Source organism: Acidithiobacillus sp. M4-SHS-6 (assembly GCF_047421495.1).
GTDB lineage: Bacteria > Pseudomonadota > Gammaproteobacteria > Acidithiobacillales > Acidithiobacillaceae > Acidithiobacillus.
This window is the reverse complement of the sequence record NZ_CP175559.1, coordinates 2194376-2211563: the sequence shown is the minus strand read 5'-3', so window position 1 is coordinate 2211563 and position 17188 is coordinate 2194376. Positions and strand designations below refer to the sequence as shown.

General features: G+C 55.3%; 14 protein-coding genes. 4 read left to right on the top strand and 10 right to left on the bottom strand.

The annotated features are described in order from the left end of the window. Positions 1-21: 21 nt before the first annotated feature. From ACJU26_RS11495 to htpG, 3 genes are all read right to left on the bottom strand, one after another. On the bottom strand, positions 22-1110 hold the full coding sequence (locus ACJU26_RS11495; RefSeq protein ID WP_414039783.1) for a TQO small subunit DoxD: 1089 nt from the start codon (positions 1108-1110) through the stop codon (positions 22-24). A gap of 11 nt (positions 1111-1121) precedes the next feature. Beyond that, entirely contained in the window at positions 1122-2633 is a 1512-nt protein-coding gene (locus ACJU26_RS11490; protein ID WP_414039782.1) for a PQQ-binding-like beta-propeller repeat protein, read from the bottom strand. 348 nt (positions 2634-2981) lie between these two features. Then, positions 2982-4868 carry a molecular chaperone HtpG gene (gene htpG, locus ACJU26_RS11485; RefSeq protein ID WP_414039781.1) on the bottom strand — a complete coding sequence of 629 codons (1887 nt, stop codon included), beginning with the start codon at positions 4866-4868 and terminating at the stop codon, positions 2982-2984. A gap of 160 nt (positions 4869-5028) precedes the next feature. Here htpG and ACJU26_RS11480 point away from each other — a divergent pair, with 160 nt between their 5' ends. From ACJU26_RS11480 to ACJU26_RS11470, 3 genes are read left to right on the top strand one after another with little or no spacing between them, the layout of a single operon-like run. After that, positions 5029-5556, top strand: a complete 528-nt coding sequence (locus ACJU26_RS11480) for a universal stress protein (RefSeq protein WP_414039780.1) — start codon at positions 5029-5031, stop codon at positions 5554-5556. Next, positions 5557-6471 carry a sulfite exporter TauE/SafE family protein gene (locus tag ACJU26_RS11475; RefSeq protein WP_414039779.1) on the top strand — a complete coding sequence of 305 codons (915 nt, stop codon included), beginning with the start codon at positions 5557-5559 and terminating at the stop codon, positions 6469-6471. A 17-nt stretch (positions 6472-6488) separates the two neighbouring features. Beyond that, positions 6489-7214 (top strand): TIGR02186 family protein, encoded by a 726-nt coding sequence (locus ACJU26_RS11470; RefSeq protein WP_414039778.1) that lies wholly within the window; start codon positions 6489-6491, stop codon positions 7212-7214. A gap of 7 nt (positions 7215-7221) precedes the next feature. On the opposite strand, the gene ACJU26_RS11465 is transcribed toward ACJU26_RS11470, so the two are convergent. The 3 genes from ACJU26_RS11465 to ACJU26_RS11455 are packed head-to-tail and all read right to left on the bottom strand — an operon-like array spanning position 7222 to position 9515. Then, the gene (locus ACJU26_RS11465; protein WP_414039777.1) at positions 7222-7962 is read right to left on the bottom strand and encodes an HAD family hydrolase; all 741 of its coding nucleotides are present in this window, start codon (positions 7960-7962) and stop codon (positions 7222-7224) included. A 7-nt stretch (positions 7963-7969) separates the two neighbouring features. Further along, on the bottom strand, positions 7970-8968 hold the full coding sequence (locus ACJU26_RS11460) for an aminoglycoside phosphotransferase family protein (protein ID WP_414039776.1): 999 nt from the start codon (positions 8966-8968) through the stop codon (positions 7970-7972). 31 nt (positions 8969-8999) lie between these two features. After that, complete coding sequence (locus tag ACJU26_RS11455) at positions 9000-9515, bottom strand: hypothetical protein (RefSeq protein WP_414039775.1); 516 nt, start codon at positions 9513-9515, stop codon at positions 9000-9002. A gap of 197 nt (positions 9516-9712) precedes the next feature. Here ACJU26_RS11455 and ACJU26_RS11450 point away from each other — a divergent pair, with 197 nt between their 5' ends. Beyond that, positions 9713-11329 carry a cation:proton antiporter gene (locus tag ACJU26_RS11450; RefSeq protein ID WP_414039774.1) on the top strand — a complete coding sequence of 539 codons (1617 nt, stop codon included), beginning with the start codon at positions 9713-9715 and terminating at the stop codon, positions 11327-11329. Between the two features lie 31 nt (positions 11330-11360). On the opposite strand, the gene ACJU26_RS11445 is transcribed toward ACJU26_RS11450, so the two are convergent. The 4 genes from ACJU26_RS11445 to ACJU26_RS11430 are packed head-to-tail and all read right to left on the bottom strand — an operon-like array spanning position 11361 to position 17152. Further along, entirely contained in the window at positions 11361-12491 is a 1131-nt protein-coding gene (locus tag ACJU26_RS11445) for an MFS transporter (protein WP_414039773.1), read from the bottom strand. Then, the gene (locus ACJU26_RS11440) at positions 12488-14002 is read right to left on the bottom strand and encodes a GMC oxidoreductase (protein ID WP_414039772.1); all 1515 of its coding nucleotides are present in this window, start codon (positions 14000-14002) and stop codon (positions 12488-12490) included. The genes ACJU26_RS11445 and ACJU26_RS11440 overlap by 4 nt, the downstream gene beginning before the upstream one ends. A 4-nt stretch (positions 14003-14006) precedes the next feature. Beyond that, positions 14007-14792 (bottom strand): glucose 1-dehydrogenase, encoded by a 786-nt coding sequence (locus ACJU26_RS11435; protein ID WP_414039771.1) that lies wholly within the window; start codon positions 14790-14792, stop codon positions 14007-14009. Next, positions 14789-17152, bottom strand: a complete 2364-nt coding sequence (locus tag ACJU26_RS11430) for a glycoside hydrolase family 15 protein (protein WP_414039770.1) — start codon at positions 17150-17152, stop codon at positions 14789-14791. The genes ACJU26_RS11435 and ACJU26_RS11430 overlap by 4 nt, the downstream gene beginning before the upstream one ends. Between the last annotated feature and the right edge of the window lie 36 nt (positions 17153-17188).

The window sequence follows — 17188 nt, the reverse complement described above, 5'->3', positions numbered from 1 at the left end:
GAATGGTTGACGTCAAACGCCTCAGTGACCGGCGATCTGGGCGGTCACCTCTGCCTTTTGTCCATTGATGTTCAATACCTGCAACTGATAAGGACCGGAGCTGGTGTTGATGAAGCCTGAACTGCTGACCGGCAGGTGCAGCGTGGCCTCGGCGCCCAGGCCTGCCTTCAGGCCCAGAATCTTATCGGGCGAGAACTGCTGGTAGGCAAAGTCGTTGTGAATGTCCTTGGGGTTCAGCCGGGAAAGTTGCTTGCCATCCCAGGATTCCACGACCTTGCCATCATAATCCAGCAGGCGGATGGCAATGATGTGGGCAGGGACTGATCCGGTTCCCGCGTCAACGTACATGTGCACATCCACCCGGCCATCGGGTAGAACCCGTACATCGGTCATTTTCACATGATGGGCTTTCACCCCGGTAGGATCGCCGTGGAAGGGGGTGATCACCGAGCCACGATAATAGGAATACGTGGCGACAATGAAAATAACCGCAATCCAGAACAAGGTCAGGGCCAGTTTTTTGAAGGCCCCATCGGACAAGGGCAGGGGTAGACTGCCGCCCAGCCAGCGGAACCAGCCCTTTTGCGCCAGCGTCGGGTGGCGTTTCATCATCCAGTTGTCGATGGAATAGGCACCACCGCCGACAAGAAACAGGGTGATGCCCATGCCGAAGTTTGCGGCCGCCATGGTCCATTCATCGATACAGGTGGCCCCCTGCCAGCCGAAGAGCAGCATCAGCACAAAAGACAGGCCCAAGGTCGCCAAGGCTGCCAGCCGGGTCAAAAATCCGGAGATCAGCATCAGTCCGGCGAACAGTTCCACGGCGCTGAAAATGATGACGCCGGCATAGAGCAATACAAAATGGTGCAGCAGAAAGGCAATGAGATGGTTCGTTCCCAGGATCGCCCCCGGCATGGCGGTCTGGAATTTATAGGCCATCCAATGACCGGCGGGATTGATTTTTTGGGGGCCGTAAATAAAACGACGGGAGCCGCCGCCCCAGTAAATCCAGCCTTGCACAAAGCGCACGGCGAGCATGCCAATGGCCAGTATTCTCCAGGAATGCTGGGTGGCGGGATCGCTGGCGGCAGATTCCATGGTTGCTGCCATTCAGAACTCCTTTACGCCTTGTTGGCGTTGAATTGCGGATTGACATCCTTGACCGGTACGGCATTGATCCAGTCCCAGGAGTTTCCCAGGTACAGGGTACCCCCGACAATCGTGGGGTTCACAATGCCAAAGCGGCCTCCGACATGGTATTCATGGACCATCTGGCCATTATCCGGTTGAATGGCATAAATATCAGGCCCAGTTGAAATATAGAGCATATGCTCATAATAGGTCGGCGCGCCACGTCCCGCACCTGCCGGACCAGGATTGGGTACATGCCAGGTCCACGCCACCTTGCCGGTATGCAGATTCAGGGCCTCATAGGTGGAGGTGACGGGAGAACCGACATACACCATCCCGTCATGTATCATGGGTACGCCGCCCTTGAAAGCCGGAATTTTAGGCCCACGGCCCATGTTGTCCGTCCACAGGACCTGACCGGTATCGGCGTTGAAGGCCCGCACCAGGGTTTCCATGGTTGCTTTGCCATCGACCATTTGAGGATTGGCCACGGTATCCATGACCACGATCCCGTCATCGACTGCCGGAGAGACATCGCCCATGCCGGTATTGACGGCACCGGGGATTTCGCCTTTCCAAAGCACCTTGCCGTTGTTGATGTTCAAGGCATAAAGTCCGGGAATGACCGACATGGAGACATACACCTGGTTTTTCCACACGACCGGGCTGGACATGTTGGCGATGCCCCCCACGTGGGTTTTCCAGATGGCTTTGCCATCGGTGGAGTGTATACGGTAAATGTTGCCATCACCGGTGCTGATGAACAGGGAATGATCGGCATAGGCCGGAGTGGGCATGGCATCGCCCTGGGTTTTGAAACTCCAGAGCAGTTGGCCATCCTTGCGATCCAGGCAAAAAATGCCGTTGTAACTGATATCCTTACCGCGCCCCGCCTGCTGGGGATGTTGGGCATATTCCATCACATTGGCAAAATTGAAAGACACGCTGCCCGCAGACAGATAGACCTTGTTGCCGACCACCAGCGGGTTGCCCATGAGGGTATTGGCGACCGGACTACTGCGCCAGATCAGCTTGCCGGTCCGGGCATTGACCGCATAGGCAAACATGTCATCACTTTCGGCATAAACGACGCCCTTGACCACGGAAACACCCAGGGCATTGCCGTAAAACTGGGTTTGTACCGGCAGGGCTTCCTTGATGCCATCCACCTTTTGTCCGTAAGGGTGGTTGTCATTGAGCGGCCAGGCCCGGGCTTCAGGGAAATTCCAGCGGACACCCTTGCGAATCCAGTCAGGCGCGTTAGCGGCTACCGAAAAGCCGGCATTATGCTGGGGATTGCCATAAGCATGGGTCCACTCCGATGGACCGACCCGATCGTTCACCTGTGGTGCATTTTGTGGCAAGTACAGGGTGGCAAAGGGACTTTGGGGGTCCAGGGCATTATGTACGGGATCCTGGGGAACCTGATTGCTTTGTGCCCAGGCTGCCCCGGATACGAATAGACTGACGGCCGATAATATGGCTATTTTGCGTAATTTCATCAATTTCTCCTCACGCTCTCAAAGCGGGAATGGGTAGGATAATAAATTCCCTCAGAGACGCTCTGAATAATTAGAAAACTCTAATTTAATAATGAATAATTCAGCATCATCATTGAGTTGCTGAACCGTAAACCTCTTCATATGAGATAGCAATAAATATAAATGTAAAAGATTGAAACAGTGTTACAGATATTTACAATTAAATATTTATGATAAAGCGTCAGGATAATTTATTTTGCATTAAGATCAATCATAATCGGTTTTAAAATCAATTCCGCATAAAAAAGCGCTCCCTTCTTCGGCCAAGAAAGGAGCGCCATGCTCATCGAAATAAAGGTATCTGCGGGTTTAACTGGCCAGTGCCAACATCAACTGATTGAGGCGGGCCACAAAACCGGCAGGATCCTCCAACTGGCCTCCCTCAGCCAGAATGGCTTGATCCAGCAACAGGGAAGACCATTCTGCAAATCGGGCATCTTCTTTTGCGATGCGCGCCAAGATGGGATGGCTGGGGTTGATTTCCAGGGTAGGTTTGGTACTGGGAACCTCGTGGCCGGCCTGTTTGAGCAACTGCTGCATATACAAGGCCATGTCCCTTTCACCCAAGACAATGCAGGCCGGAGAGCTGGTCAGGCGATGGGAGACCCGTACCGCCTCGACACGGTCCCCCAGCGCATTTTTGATGCGCTCTACCAGGCCTTCGGCGGTTTTTTCGATTTCCTCCTGGGATTTACGCTCCTCTTCGGTTTCGATACTGCCCAGGTCCAGGGTACCTTTGGCCACCGAAGCCAGCGCCTTACCTTCAAACTCTTGCAAATGACTGGTCAGCCATTCATCCACGCGATCACTGAGCAGCAGGACTTCAATGCCTTTTTTCCGCAGCAGCTCCAGTTGTGGACTGTTTTTGGCGGCAATAAAGGTATCGGCAGTAATGTAATAGATTTTATCCTGACCCTCGCGCATACGCCCGATATAATCCGTCAGGGAAACATTCTGGATTTCGTTATCGCTGTGGGTACTGGCGAAACGCAATAACTTCGCAATTTGCTCGCGGTTGGCAAAATCTTCTCCTGGCCCCTCCTTGAGCACCCGCCCGAATTCATTCCAGAAGTTTTGATATTTTTCGGGTTCCTTGTCGGCCATTTCTTCCAGCAAGCCCAGAACCCGCTTGATCGAGCCGGCGCGCATCTGGTCAATGATGCGATTACCCTGGAGAATTTCGCGGGAAACATTGAGGGGCAGATCACTGGAATCCATGACGCCGCGCACAAAGCGCAAGTATCGGGGAAGAATCTGATGCTCGGTATCATCCATGATGAACACCCGCTGCACATAGAGCTTGATGCCGTGGCTCTGGTTGGGCTCCCAGAGATCAAAAGGGGCCTTGCCGGGAATATACAGCAAGGAGGTATATTCCAGGCGTCCTTCCACCCGGTTGTGGGTCCAGGCCAGGGGCTCGCCATAATCGTGGCTGACGTACTGATAGAATTCCTTGTACTCCGCATCGCTGATTTCTGATTTGGCGCGTTGCCAGAGTGCCGAAGCCTTGTTGACCGTTTCCCAGGTATCACCGGGTTGCTGATTTTCGCCGGTCTTGCGCATCAGGATGGGAAGGGGAACATGGTCGGAATATTTGTTGATGATGCTGCGCAGGCGCCAGGCATTCAGGAAATCCCGGCGTTCCTCTTCGCGCAGATGGAGGACGATTTCTGTGCCGCGCTCGGGCAGGTTCACCGTTTCCAGAGTGTAGGCACCCGTGCCTTCCGACTCCCAGCGCACCCCATGCTCAGCTTCCATGCCCGCCCTGCGGGTGCTCAGCGTCACCCGGTCGGCGACAATAAAAGCGGAATAAAATCCCACCCCGAATTGGCCAATCAGTTTGGCATCCTTACTCTGATCGCCGCTGAGACGTTCAAAAAATTCTCTGGTTCCTGACTTGGCAATGGTGCCAATATTGGCAATGACCTCGTCGCGGTTCATGCCGATACCGTTGTCGCGAACCGTCAAGGTGCCATTTTCTGCATTGAAATCAACCTTGACGTTCAACTCGCTGTCGCCTGCCATCAGGCTGGGGTCGGCCAATGCTTCAAAACGCAGTTTGTCGCAGGCGTCAGAGGCATTGGAAATCAGCTCACGCAGGAAAATTTCCTTGTTGGAATACAGGGAGTGAATCATCAAATGCAGCAGTTGCTTGATTTCTGTTTGAAACTGCAGGGTTTCCTTGTGGGTGGTCATTGTTTCTCCTTGAAAATGGTCAAACCTGTTCAACCGTTATACAGCCAATAGACAAGCTCCAAGTGGGGGCTGTCTCCGGGAGAATCAAGGGCTTCAGTCCTCGACAGCTTCCAGGCCATCCTCTAATATTGGGGTAATCCCTCAACATTGCAGGTCGCTTATGTCCGATCAGGTGATATTGACGGCCATCGACGGGTCGCAAAATGCCCTGGTGGCCGCTGCTGTGGCTGCCTGTTTTTCCCGTCTTCTCGGCATGCACCTTGGTTTGGTAACTGCTTTACACATGGCCAGCGATCCATTGGGCTTTGGTGGCGGGCTGTTCGATCTGACCCATCGCCTGCTGGCAGAAGCCCGTCAGGAAGCGGAATGCAACTTGCGTGCAGTGGCGGAGCGTATTGCGACCCATTGCGGCATTCGCCTGCCCGAGTACTTCCTGCTGGAGGGAGCTCCGGAGCAGGAAATTCCCCGTCTGGTTCAGAGCGACCCGGAAATCAGCATGGTGGTGTTGGGGCAGCGCGGCTTTGGAACGGAAAGCAAACCAAAGGGGTTACCCCACTTGTTGGGAGGTCTTGGTGCCAAGCTGAGTATGACTTTGTCGGTTCCCGTTTTGCTGGTTCCTCCGGATACGAATCCGGACCTTCTCTGTGCCTCGGTGAGGGATGCGGATCAGACCAAGGGAGCATGTTGAGTGGATTTGTTTCTGCCCATCGCCCACATGGATGTGAATATCTGGTTGATCGTGAGCTTTGGCCTGGTGGTGGGTTTTCTTTCGGGTTTGACGGGAGTGGGGGGAGGATTCCTGATCACTCCCTTGCTGATTTTTATTGGGGTACCGCCGTTGGTGGCCGTAGGTACGGGGGCCGCGCAGATTGTCGGGGGCTCCGCCGCCGGTAGTTACGCGCACTGGCGCATGGGCAACGTGGATATGCGCATGGCTTTTGTGCTCCTGGTGGGAAGCTGGACGGGCGGATTGCTGGGTGTGCATCTTGCCCGGATACTGGAGGAGGGGGGGCACTTCAGTTTGGTGGTGACCTTTCTTTACGTCATCCTGCTGGGCTTCATCGGGACTTCCATGCTGATCGAATCGTTGCTGGCTTTGCGCCGCCCACGTTCGGAGACACCCCAAAAGGCCCGAGATGCGGGCAAATCATTTTTACAGCGCCTTCCGGGACAAATGGATTTTCCGGTTTCGGGTTTGCGTCTATCGGTTTTGACACCCATCTTGCTCGGTTTTGGCGTGGGTTTGCTCACGGCACTGATGGGTGTCGGCGGTGGTTTTGTGATGGTTCCCATCATGCTGTATGTACTGAAAATGCCGACCAAGGTGGTGGTGGGGACTTCCTTGTTCCAGTTGCTCTTCACGACGGCGGAAGTGGGCATTTTGCAGGCAGGAATGAATCATGCCGTAGATCCCTATCTGGCTTTGGCTCTGGTTTTGGGCTCTATTTTTGGCACCCAGTTTGGCGCCCGGGCCGGCGCGTATTTGCAGGGGGAACATTTGCGACTGGTGCTGGCCCTGGTGGTCGTGGGGGTGGCCATCAAGATGGGTTTGGGACTGTTCATAACCCCGACCCATATTTTCAGCATGGCGCGCGTAGTGTAATGATCGCTGCGCGACTCATGATGCTCGTCTTCACGCTGGGCTTTGCCATGCTGGCACATGCCGCCACGCCCCTGGTTGCCGCTACCAGTATCCGACAAGTGCAGGTGACCAGCCATTTTGTGGGGGAAAATTTACTGGTATACGGCGCCATCTCTGGCCCGGGGCAGGTGATTGTGGTACTGCGTTCACCCGCGAGTACCGTGGTCATGCAGAAAAAAACTCGGAGCGGACCCATCTGGCTGAATGGCGCCAAGGTGACAGTCACGGGTGCTCCGGGTATCTGGCAGAGACTTTCCTCCGCGCCCGTCAGACAGCTTTTGCCGGAGGACACCTTGCAACAACAGGGACTGACCAGGTCTTCACTGCTGAGCCAGGCCCGCTTTGTGCCAGAACCCGACCACTTGAATACCTGGCAGCAAGCCTTTCTGGAACAGAAAACCCGCCATCGCCAATATCTGGTGGATCCGTCGGGGGTGGTCATCCAGCAGGGTTTGTTTACGGCCAGAATACAGTTACCAGCCACCTTGCCCCTGGGGCATTATCAATTGACCAGCTATCTGGTTCGGCAGCAACGGGTGGTTGCCGTAGAAAAACAGCAAATTGCTGTTCGTCAGGTCGGGTTTCAGGCCTGGATTGCCCGTTTTGCCACTCAGAACAGTTGGACTTACGGGGTTGTGCTGACTTTTGTTCTGGCTGGGTTGGGCTTTGTTTTGGGGGTTATCCTGCGGCGGCGTTCTGCTTGATATTTCCTCATTCATCCACATGCTCTTGTGCCAGAAAAGCGACGCCATCCAGCACCTGATAAAAATCCCGGGCAAAATAGTCGGGTTGAATATCATTATAAGTCTTTGCGCCTTGATTGGAGTCCATGAAAATGGTTTTTAGTCCGGCTTGCTGGGCGCCATAAATATCCCGATACATATCGTTACCCACGTAAATGACCTGATGCGGGGCTACTTCCAGTTGTTCAGCAGCCATGTGAAATAATCGGGAATCCGGTTTACGATAGCCGTAATCGCCAGAAATGATGCGAATATCAAAATACTTTTTGATATTCATGGCGCGCATTTCGGGGAGAGCAAAACAGTGTTGGGCATCAGAAATCACGGCCAGCTGATAGTGCTCCTGAAGACTTTTGAGGGTGCTTTTGACGCCTTCGTAGAGTTCCAGGCGGGTTCTGGAAATAGCGCGATGCAGGCGCGCCAGTTCCTTGGCGAGTTTTTCCCGACCATTGACCGGTTTGCTGTTTTCCTGAATCAGAATGGTATGCCAGATGGCTTCCACGTCAATTTCGGGGTAGCGTTCGGTTGATTGGCGTTTGCGTTCTTTCATGACGGCAAAATAGCGTTCGCGCACTTCCCGACGGTTCATGAAAACCCGATGGTAAGTCAGGTAATGGGAAATACCCCGATAGATCTCCTCCATATCTTCATTGGTCTCTATATTGATCAGGGTTCCATACAGATCAAAACAGACAGCGCGTATAGCCATAATGAGATTACCTCCGTAGTACTGACAGAGCGGCTTGAACCAGCGTCTGACTATAAGACCAGTCCAGCCAGGAATTACGGGCGATGCGCAACAGGGTCATCCCCATGTAAAAAGGCACTCTTTGGGTGATTGCCGCAAATGCGGCCTGCCGATCCGGGAAATGGGTGCTGTATTCCCAGAGAAAATGGCCAATAAAAGGTTCTGCCTGAGCGGCATGATGGGTATTTCGCAAGAAATGATGCTGCATTTCTCCCGCTATCATGCCCAGATCGTAGGCGCGGTCCGCGCGCTTCATCCGTTCAAGATCAATGGCAGTGATTTTTCGGGGCTCGGCAAACAAAAAATTGGATGGGGTGGCGTCGCCATGAATCAGGACCTCCTGATCGGAGTACATGCAGGAAGCCTGCTGCCAGTGTTCCCGATAATGATGGATTTCCCGTAATGGTGCGTCGCCAATACGATGGCGGTGCTGGAGGCGGGCCGTGATTTTATCAAAATAAGCAAACTGCTCATGAAATTGTACCGTTCCTGGACCGGCGGTATGGTTATGCAGCTTGGCCAGAAACCAGGCCAGATCGGTCAGCCGGGCATAGAGCAGATCGTCCTGCCGTTCAGTCAGATATTGATTCAGTATCTTCGATAAGGATTGGCCAGGACAATATTCTTCGATGACCACGCTGTTGATGTGACGAGCAATTCCCAAAGCCTGAGGTATTTGAAAATGTGTCTGGTCTAATCCGATTTGGCGGAGAAAATGCAAATTCCGCCATTCATTCCAGGCCCGATCCCAGGCATGTTGAGGATCCTTGCCGGGACGCTGAAAAAACTTGCCGATGACCTTTTTCCGGGAGTGGCTTTCTTCATACAGAAAAACGGCATTGGAAGCAGGAAACTGGAACACCCGAAAATGATGAATGGGATTTTCTGACAGTAGTTGCGGAAAAATGGCTTCGCGCAAGTAGGTAAAAAAAGGATCCTGTGGCGAAAGGCGACCGAGAAATTTCATGATCCCGGCTTCATCTGGCAAGACTTGTGCGTCATGGCGGGGGCTCCTGCAGTGCCGGATGGAGATCTATGCGCACAATCGTCCAGCCGGGTTCCAGGCGTGCCAAGGTGGGGGCGATGTTGTCCTTGATCTGTTGACTCAGGGCATTTTGCGCGGCAACAGAATGGGCCACCTGATCCAATTGTGGAAATGCCATGAAGGGATTGGCAATCAGGCTGTTGAAATGATTTTCTGTTTGTTCGAGGGGATACCAGGGCGCATGGCCCTGTAAAACGGCAACCGGATGAATGATCAGGGCTTTTTCTGCGCCAGAAGGCGTTTGCACCATCACCCCATAAGAGCCCAGTGGCAGATTTTTTTCCACGACCTGGGGAGGAGGTGCTTTTACGGGAGAGGGCTTTTCCGGGGGCGGAGTGATGGGTTGCAGATGCAGGGGAACGTTGAGAGCAATACCAATGGCCACGCCTGCCGCAAGCAGGGCAAGGATGAGCAGCCGGATCCAGCGATTTTTTCCAGAAGCGGCAGGTTTCTTTTTGCGTCGGGCCAAAGTCCATCACTCCTGTTTGAGGGGGCGCTTGTGCAGGGCCGTTAACCGGTTTGTATCATGGCCTATGGTCAGAGAACAAACAACGTCAGATCAAAGCCTCGCGTTTTTCCCGCTTGACTCCAGTCATTCTCTGGTTTGACCATCAGGGACCCGGTAAACTGCAAGTCGCCCCTTGTTCCTGAAGCCGATCCTGGACAATGATGATTCCTGAAACCGACATTTTGTTGCTTTTCGTGGCCGCTTCGCTCCTCTCGGTCCTCTCCAGTCGCTTGCATCTGCCCTATACCGTGGCTTTGGTGCTCGGCGGACTGCTTCTGGGGGCCTTGCATCTGTTCCATACCCCGGTACTCACCCATGATCTGGTTTTTAATCTGTTTTTGCCGGGCCTGATTTTTGAGTCGGCATACCATCTTTCCGCCAGCGCCATGTGGCGTGATCGGCTGGCCATTTTTGGTTTGGCGGTGCCCGGCGTGTTTCTGTCCATGGTCGTCACTGCCTACGTTTTTCTCTGGTCTTCGGAATATTTGCCCCATCTTTCCGGGGCGATGATTCCGCTGGCGGTGGCTCTGGTATTCGGGGCTGCGGTGGCTGCCACCGATCCTATTTCTGTGGTGGCCATCTTCCGGAAATTGATGGCTCCCGAGCGCTTGACCTTCATGATCGAAAGCGAAAGTCTGCTCAATGATGGGACTGCCATCGTCTTTTTCGGGCTGTTTTTGGCCCTTGCCGAAGGCAAGGTGGTGTCCATCGCCCATCTCGGAATAGATTTTGTCAGTGAAGTGGGAGGCGGCGCCTTGCTGGGTCTGGTTATCGGCTGGCTCAGCTCCGAGGCTATCAAAAGGGTGGACGATGGTATGGTCGAAATCACCATTACCATTCTGGCCGCTTATGGCAGCTTTCTGCTGGCGATTCAGTTGGGCTACTCAGGGGTCATCGCCACGGTAGTCGCGGGACTGCTCTGTGGCAATTATGGTGCGCAAAAAGGTATGACGGCCTCCGTGCGCATGGCGGTCAATATTTTCTGGGAATATATCGGTTTCGCGTTGAACTCCCTGATTTTTTTACTGGTGGGCTTGACCATCAACCTGCTGGATCTTGCCCATATATGGGCTCTGATCCTGGCCGCGTATGTGGCCGTCACCATCGCGCGTGGGGCGGTGGTTTATGGCATGGGGGCGATACTGAGTCGCACCCGGGCGAAAATCCCCCTGAGCTGGAATTTCGTGCTGCTTTGGGGCGGTATTCGTGGCGCACTGTCCATGGTGCTGGCACTGAGCTTGCCGGTCGGACTTCCGCACCGGGAGTTGCTCATCAATCTGGTATTCGGCGTAGTCTTGCTGACCATCATGGTGCAGGGCCTGAGTATTTCACCCCTGGCCAGGACGTTGAAAGTCCTGGGCAAAAATGAATCGGATCAAAAAACCGAAGTGCAACGCCTGCGCATGTTTCTGGCAAAAGCCGATCTGCACGAATTGGAACAATTACAAAAAGAAGGGCTGCGCGATCAACACGCCCTCCAGGCATTGACCCGTTATTTCGAAGCCGAGCAACAAGAGGCCAGCAAACAATTGCAGCAACTGGATAACCCTGACAGCAACCGGATTCTGCAAGAGGATTTTGTCCGTTTGTATCGTCGTATCCTATTGTCCAGAAAAGAAAAAATTAATCAGGCACGACGCGAAGGGCTGTTGAATGATATCAGTGCAGAAAAACTCCTGGTGGATATTGATGCGCAGCTACTGGAAATAGCCTCTCAACCGGAAGCCGTATTCGAACGGATGTCCGTGGTCAAGGAAGAAAACGCCGGTGCGTGAGGAAATGCTGGCCTCGTATTTGGCGCTACTTCTAAACATGACTGTTGCGCCAGGCCAGCCAGAGTAGGGGGATCGCCCAGAGGGCAGAGAAAGTATAAATCTGGTTCAGTGAGATAAACTGCTGCAGCGGCCCGAGACCCGTAGAGCCGATGCCTTCGCCAATCATCAGGGCACCGACCAGCAGCCCGGCCATTTGTGTGCCTTCCTTGCCGTGAGCGGCTACGCCAAAGGCCATGCTGTAGGGGTAATAAATTCCGCAAGCGGCGCCGGCGAGGGTAAAGGCCAACAACAGCGCCGTAGCACTGACTAAATGGGGAATAACGACAAAGCAGGCTGCCATCCCCAGAGGAGCTAGCCGATAGATCAGGCGTCGGGACAGCAATCGGTCAGGGATGCCACCCAGAATGAAGCGAGTAACGGTCATGCCTCCCCAGAACAAAGACAGGGCAAGAGCCCCAGTGGTTGCGGGCAAATGATGGTCGACACTGACCAGAACATTGGCCCAGCTACCAAAGCTGCCTTCGCAGATGGCATAAATCGCCACGGCAAAAGCAAAGGGCAGCATGGAGCGGCGCCACGCCTTCAGCCCTCCCAGTTCTGCCTGGCTGTTGTCTTCGGCCAGTGGGAGCAGTAGCAACAATAGCCAAAGCAGGAGAATAAGCGCGGGCCAGGCAACCCAGCTCAGCCAGTTTTCCGCTCCGGTGAGAATCATGGGCGACACGGCAGTGGCGCCGCCAATGACGGCGTTGAGAATCGTGACAGCTGCCGCCGCAGCTCCGGCAAAGAGAAGGGATGCTGCCCGATTGATGGCGGCATTGGTCAGACCAAAACCAATACCCAGCATGAGAGTTTCCGCCAACAACAAGAGCACAATGGGTAATCCCGAAGCGAAAAATGCGGCCACCAGTAAAGCCATGGCGACGGCATTGCTGAGCGCTCCCAGCCGAAACAGTCCTTGGCTACCGAGGCGTTTGTGAATGGCGCCGGCGCTCAGGGCGGCCAATATGGCACCAATGATTTCCGGAAAATACAGCATTCCGTAAGTGGTGTTACTCATGTCATAAGGGGCACTGCGCAGGGTAGCGCCAAGGGCCGGGATCAAGACGAAGGCCGCTCCCTGCAAGAAGCCGGCGGTATACACCGCGCTCAGCCCGCGTTTCATGCCATGACTTGAATATGCCGACGAATATGGGCACTGACCCGTAGGGCATTGGCCATGATGGTCAAGGACGGATTGACCGCACTGATGGAGGGCATGAAGCTGGCATCCACCACATACAGATTGTCCAGATCATGGGCCTTGCAGTAAGGGTCGAGGACATTATCGGCAGGATCGTCTCCAAAGCGGCAGGTGCCGACCTGATGCGCGGTGGCGGAAATATCCATCGCCTGGAAAAAAACACCCATGAAGCCCGCTTTTTGTAAAATTTCTCGCCATTTCTGACAGAGACGCCGGTGACTTTCCTGATTTTTGGGATTCCAGGTGAGGCGGATGCTGCCGTCTGTGTCGAGGATGACCCGATTATCCGGATCGGGCAGGTCTTCTGTGGTCAGCCACCAGTCCACGGAATGGCTGGCGGTCCAGGCACTGATGGGAATAGGCAGCAGCGGGCGCTGGGCATGGAGCAGGGCCGGGGTCACCTTGCCAAGGCCTTGAATATGGCCCAGGGGATAAGGATATTCCGGATCGCCGGAATTTTCGTAAAAATCGTTCAGCGCCAGGGTTTTTTGAAAAATACTGCGGTTTTCCCGACCGGGTTTGAGGGCCATGCAGGCGCTGTTGAGATGACACATATAATTGCGTCCGACCTGATCACTATGATTGGCCAGTCCCGTGGGATATTTTTCGGATGCCGAAGCCAGCAGAATGGCCGCGCTGTTGACGGCTCCGGCAGCCAGAACCACCAGGCGGGCAGTGAATGATCCCTGGTCGGTTTCCACCGACTGGATGCTTTTCCCGTCCTCGCTGTGGATCAGTCGGCGCACCCGGTGGCCGGTGAGCATCCGGACTTTGGGATCTTGCAGAGCGGGGCGCACCCCACAGATTTCGGCATCTCCCTTGGCATGCAGCATGCAGGGAAAGCCGTCGCAAGTCGGACAGCGCACGCAAGGACTGTGTTCCGGATCATCATCCAGACGGTGCAGGGCCAGAGGCAGGGGGAAGGGGTGATAGCCCATTTCCCGCAAGGCGGTTTCTACCTGAGCAATATCCTCATCATGGGGAAAGGGTGGAAAAGGATAGGGATGGCGGGGGGCTTCCGTAGGGTCCGCTCCGGCCTCGCCGTGGGTGAAATACCAGGCCTCTGCGGCATCATAAAAAGGGGCCAGATCCTCATAGCCAATGGGCCAGGCCCGGGTGTGGCCGCCCTGATGTTCACGAACGGCAAAATCCTTCTCACGGCGGCGCAAAACGGCGGCACCATAAAATTTGGTGTTTCCACCGACATGATAGCCGGTGACCGGCGAGAAGGCTTTACCGTCCTGATCACGCCATTGTTCATCCGTATGATAGCGGTGCTCAGCGAAAACCGTCTGGGGATCCCAGTTTCCCCACTCACGGGGTAAATAATCACCGCGTTCAAGAATCAGAATTTGCAAACCGGAGTCCGCCAGGGCACGGGCCAAAGTTCCGCCACCCGCACCGCTGCCGATAATGATGACATCGGCATCCATAGGGCTATCCTCCGTGGCGAAAATCCGGATAAATCAGCATCCCGCCATCGACGGCGAGGGTGGTGCCCGTGATGTAGCTGGCCAGATCGCTCACCAGAAAAGCGACGACATTACCAATTTCCTGGGGCTTGCCGAGGCGACTCATGGAGATTTTCTGGTCGAGATCTTTCAGCGACTGGGGATCATTCCAGACCGATTCGTTGATCGGGGTTTGAATGGCTCCTGGGGCGAGGGCCACTACCCGGATGCCCTTATCCGCGGTTTCCTGGGCCAGGGTCTTGGTAAACATGGATAAGCCCGCCTTGGCGCTGGTGTAGGCACTATAGCCTTCCCAAGGGATGAATTCGTGGACGGAGGTCACATTCACAATGACTCCCCGTTGTAGTTTTTCCATGCGCGGAATGGCTGCTCGGGCGCAATAATAAGGTCCTAGCAGATCAACGCCGAGGACTTTTTCCCAGATTTGCGGATCGTCATCCCCCACCAGCGCGCGCGGCCCGTCCATGCCGGCATTATTGACCAGGATGTCGAGACCACCAAAAGCCTGTTCAATCTGCTGCACCAGCTTTTCCACGGCCGCAGGATCGGAAATATCGGCCTGAAAAGGTTGGGCTTTCCCACCCGCTTTGCGGATGTTGTCGACAACGGCGTCCGCTTCGTCCTTACCCTTGCGGTAATGCACCGCCACTTGCGCCCCAGCAGCTGCCAGGGTTTCGGCAATAGCCCTTCCCAGACCGCCGCTGGCCCCGGTCACCAATGCCTTTCTTCCTTGCAAATCCAATTGGATCATGACGATGCTCCTGTAATATCCAGATGAAAATCCTCGCCGAGCCAATCACCGCTATCCTGCCAGCGGATGGTGAATTGCACACTTTCTCCTTCCCTGAGCTGGCGGAGCGGTAAAATGGCGACGTGGCCCAACTCCCAGTCTTCCGAACCCTGATCCTGTACCTCCTGCCAGCCATTTGTGCCCCAGTGGACCGTGAAAGGCGCATGGAGCAGTATCCGCAGTTCCTGACCGGCGGGTAATTGCCGGGGTCTTTGGCGCAAGCGCCAGAGGCGATAGGCAATGGCGGGTTTCTGGCCCTGATAGCGTTTCCAGGTGGCTGCGGGCCGATCGACAGGCGCGCCAAGTATGTAACTGTGGCAAAGCTTGATGTACTCACCGTGAGCCCAGACCAGGGGCATGGCCGAACCGCTGGGATGACCGGGTTCCAGACCTTTTTCTGGAATCGGGTCGGACTCCCAGACTTGCTCGGGCAGTAGCCCCCCCTTGCCGGTCATGGCGGCCATGGCGTTGATGTAGGGCAGGGCATCTTCCCCGGCGCTGAGGGCATAGTGCCCGCGTTCTCCCACCAGCAGGGGCCAGCCCCGGCCGATTCCGGTGCCATCAAAGGGGCTGCCATCGCGATGCTCGCCATAGCCATCGCCGTTGTAACGATGCCAGACCGGACCACTGGGGGTGTCGGTTTTGAGCAGGGCATCCATGATCTTGACTGAAGCGACAATGTGGGGATCCTGGGCACTCCGCAATCCATAACGCACCAACTGCAGAAAATCATTGGCGATCTGGTCGCTGGCAGGAAGATGGGGATCATGGGCCCGGTTCTTGATCAGCACCCATTCATCCTTGGCGCCGTCCTGTACCAGCACATCTTCGGGGGTGATCCGCACAAAATATCCGGGCACCTGATATTGTCTGGCCAGATCCGTATCCTGGACAAAAGTCCAGTCTTCCAGCCGCGCATTCCAGTAGTCCGCCAGCATCAGTGCGTATTCGGCACTTTTGCCGCCCAGCAGCTCCGCGCCTTCCACCAGCGCCGCAATGACTACCGCCAGGGTGAAAAGATTGACTCCGCCGTCTTCTTCCCAGCGATCCTGGCCGGTAACCGGGCCTTCATGGGCAATGAAGTGCAGGGCACGGCGGACCATATCGGTTATGGCAATGTCCCCCAGGGCTTTGTACTGGCGCAACAGCGCAGCAAGCAGGACCGGAAAACCGGTCTCATCCAGCTGGATACCCTGCCAGAAAGGTTTACCGCCCAGCCATTGGTTCTGCAACCAATGACCATCGGCCTGCTGGGTGCTGATGAGATAAGTCAGCACCTGCCGGGCCTCCTCGATCGCCCCCATGGCCACCAGTGCCCCGGCGCTTTCGACCAGATCCCGGGACCAGACCAGATGATAGCCACCCCGACTGGTGCTGGTTTCTCCCCAGGGGATGGAAAGACTAGCTACCAATGCGCCGGGAAAAGTACGGTCTTCATGCACCTTGAGGATATTGCCGGAGCGCGCATACAGGATTTTGGCAGCATCCGGAAGCTTGCTGGCGAAATTGCGGGGAAGGGGATGCTTTTTGTGCCAGGTCAGCCATAAATCCGTGTAATGGGCAGTGGTGGCCGCGAAGCCGTTGGCCAGGGCGCTCCAGGCTTTGGTGCCCGCGGCCTCCTTGCTGGAGCCCAGGCCCAGGGCCAAGGTGCCCTGTCGGGGCATTTGTCCAGCCAGGGCGACCTCACCCGGTCCGGCTTCTCCATATTCCCAGAGCATGCGCCCATGGGCATGAAAATCCTGCCACAAATCACTGGCGCCCACTTCACCCACGCTGCAGCGTTGCAGCGCCGCATACCCGTCAGAATTACGACAGGCCAGAGCCAGTCCAAAGGGTCCCTGTTCTGCCCAGAGCACCTTACGCCCTTCCCAACTCCCAATCCAGGCGCAATTGTGCTCGGCATCTTCTCCCAGTCGTGCGGAGCAGAGGAGGTAGGGTTGTAATTCAGGATCGCCCTCCAGTTGAAAGTCGATCAGCAGCACATCGCGGTCGGGATCGGCGCAGACTTTGAAGGTGAAATCAAAACGTGGGTGATGATGGCGGATAATGGGCAGGGGGACATGGGGATCGTCCAGTTCCAGAGCCGGTTCGGGAAAGGTTTTCAATTCCTGCCAAAAGCCCTGATCATCCGCGATGATGAAGCCTAAATCCCGGATTTGCGGAATATCGATGCGGGGATAGAAAACTTCGGTAATGATACCGCTACCGATGGTGAACCACAGCTTGCTGCTGCCTAACGCTGTCCCCACACAGGATTTTTGGGCGGTGGACCATACGGGATGACGCCAGCCTGGGGCAGGCGCTTTATTGATTGGATCCATGTTTTCACTCCCTGGATGGATTGTCGCAGAACACGG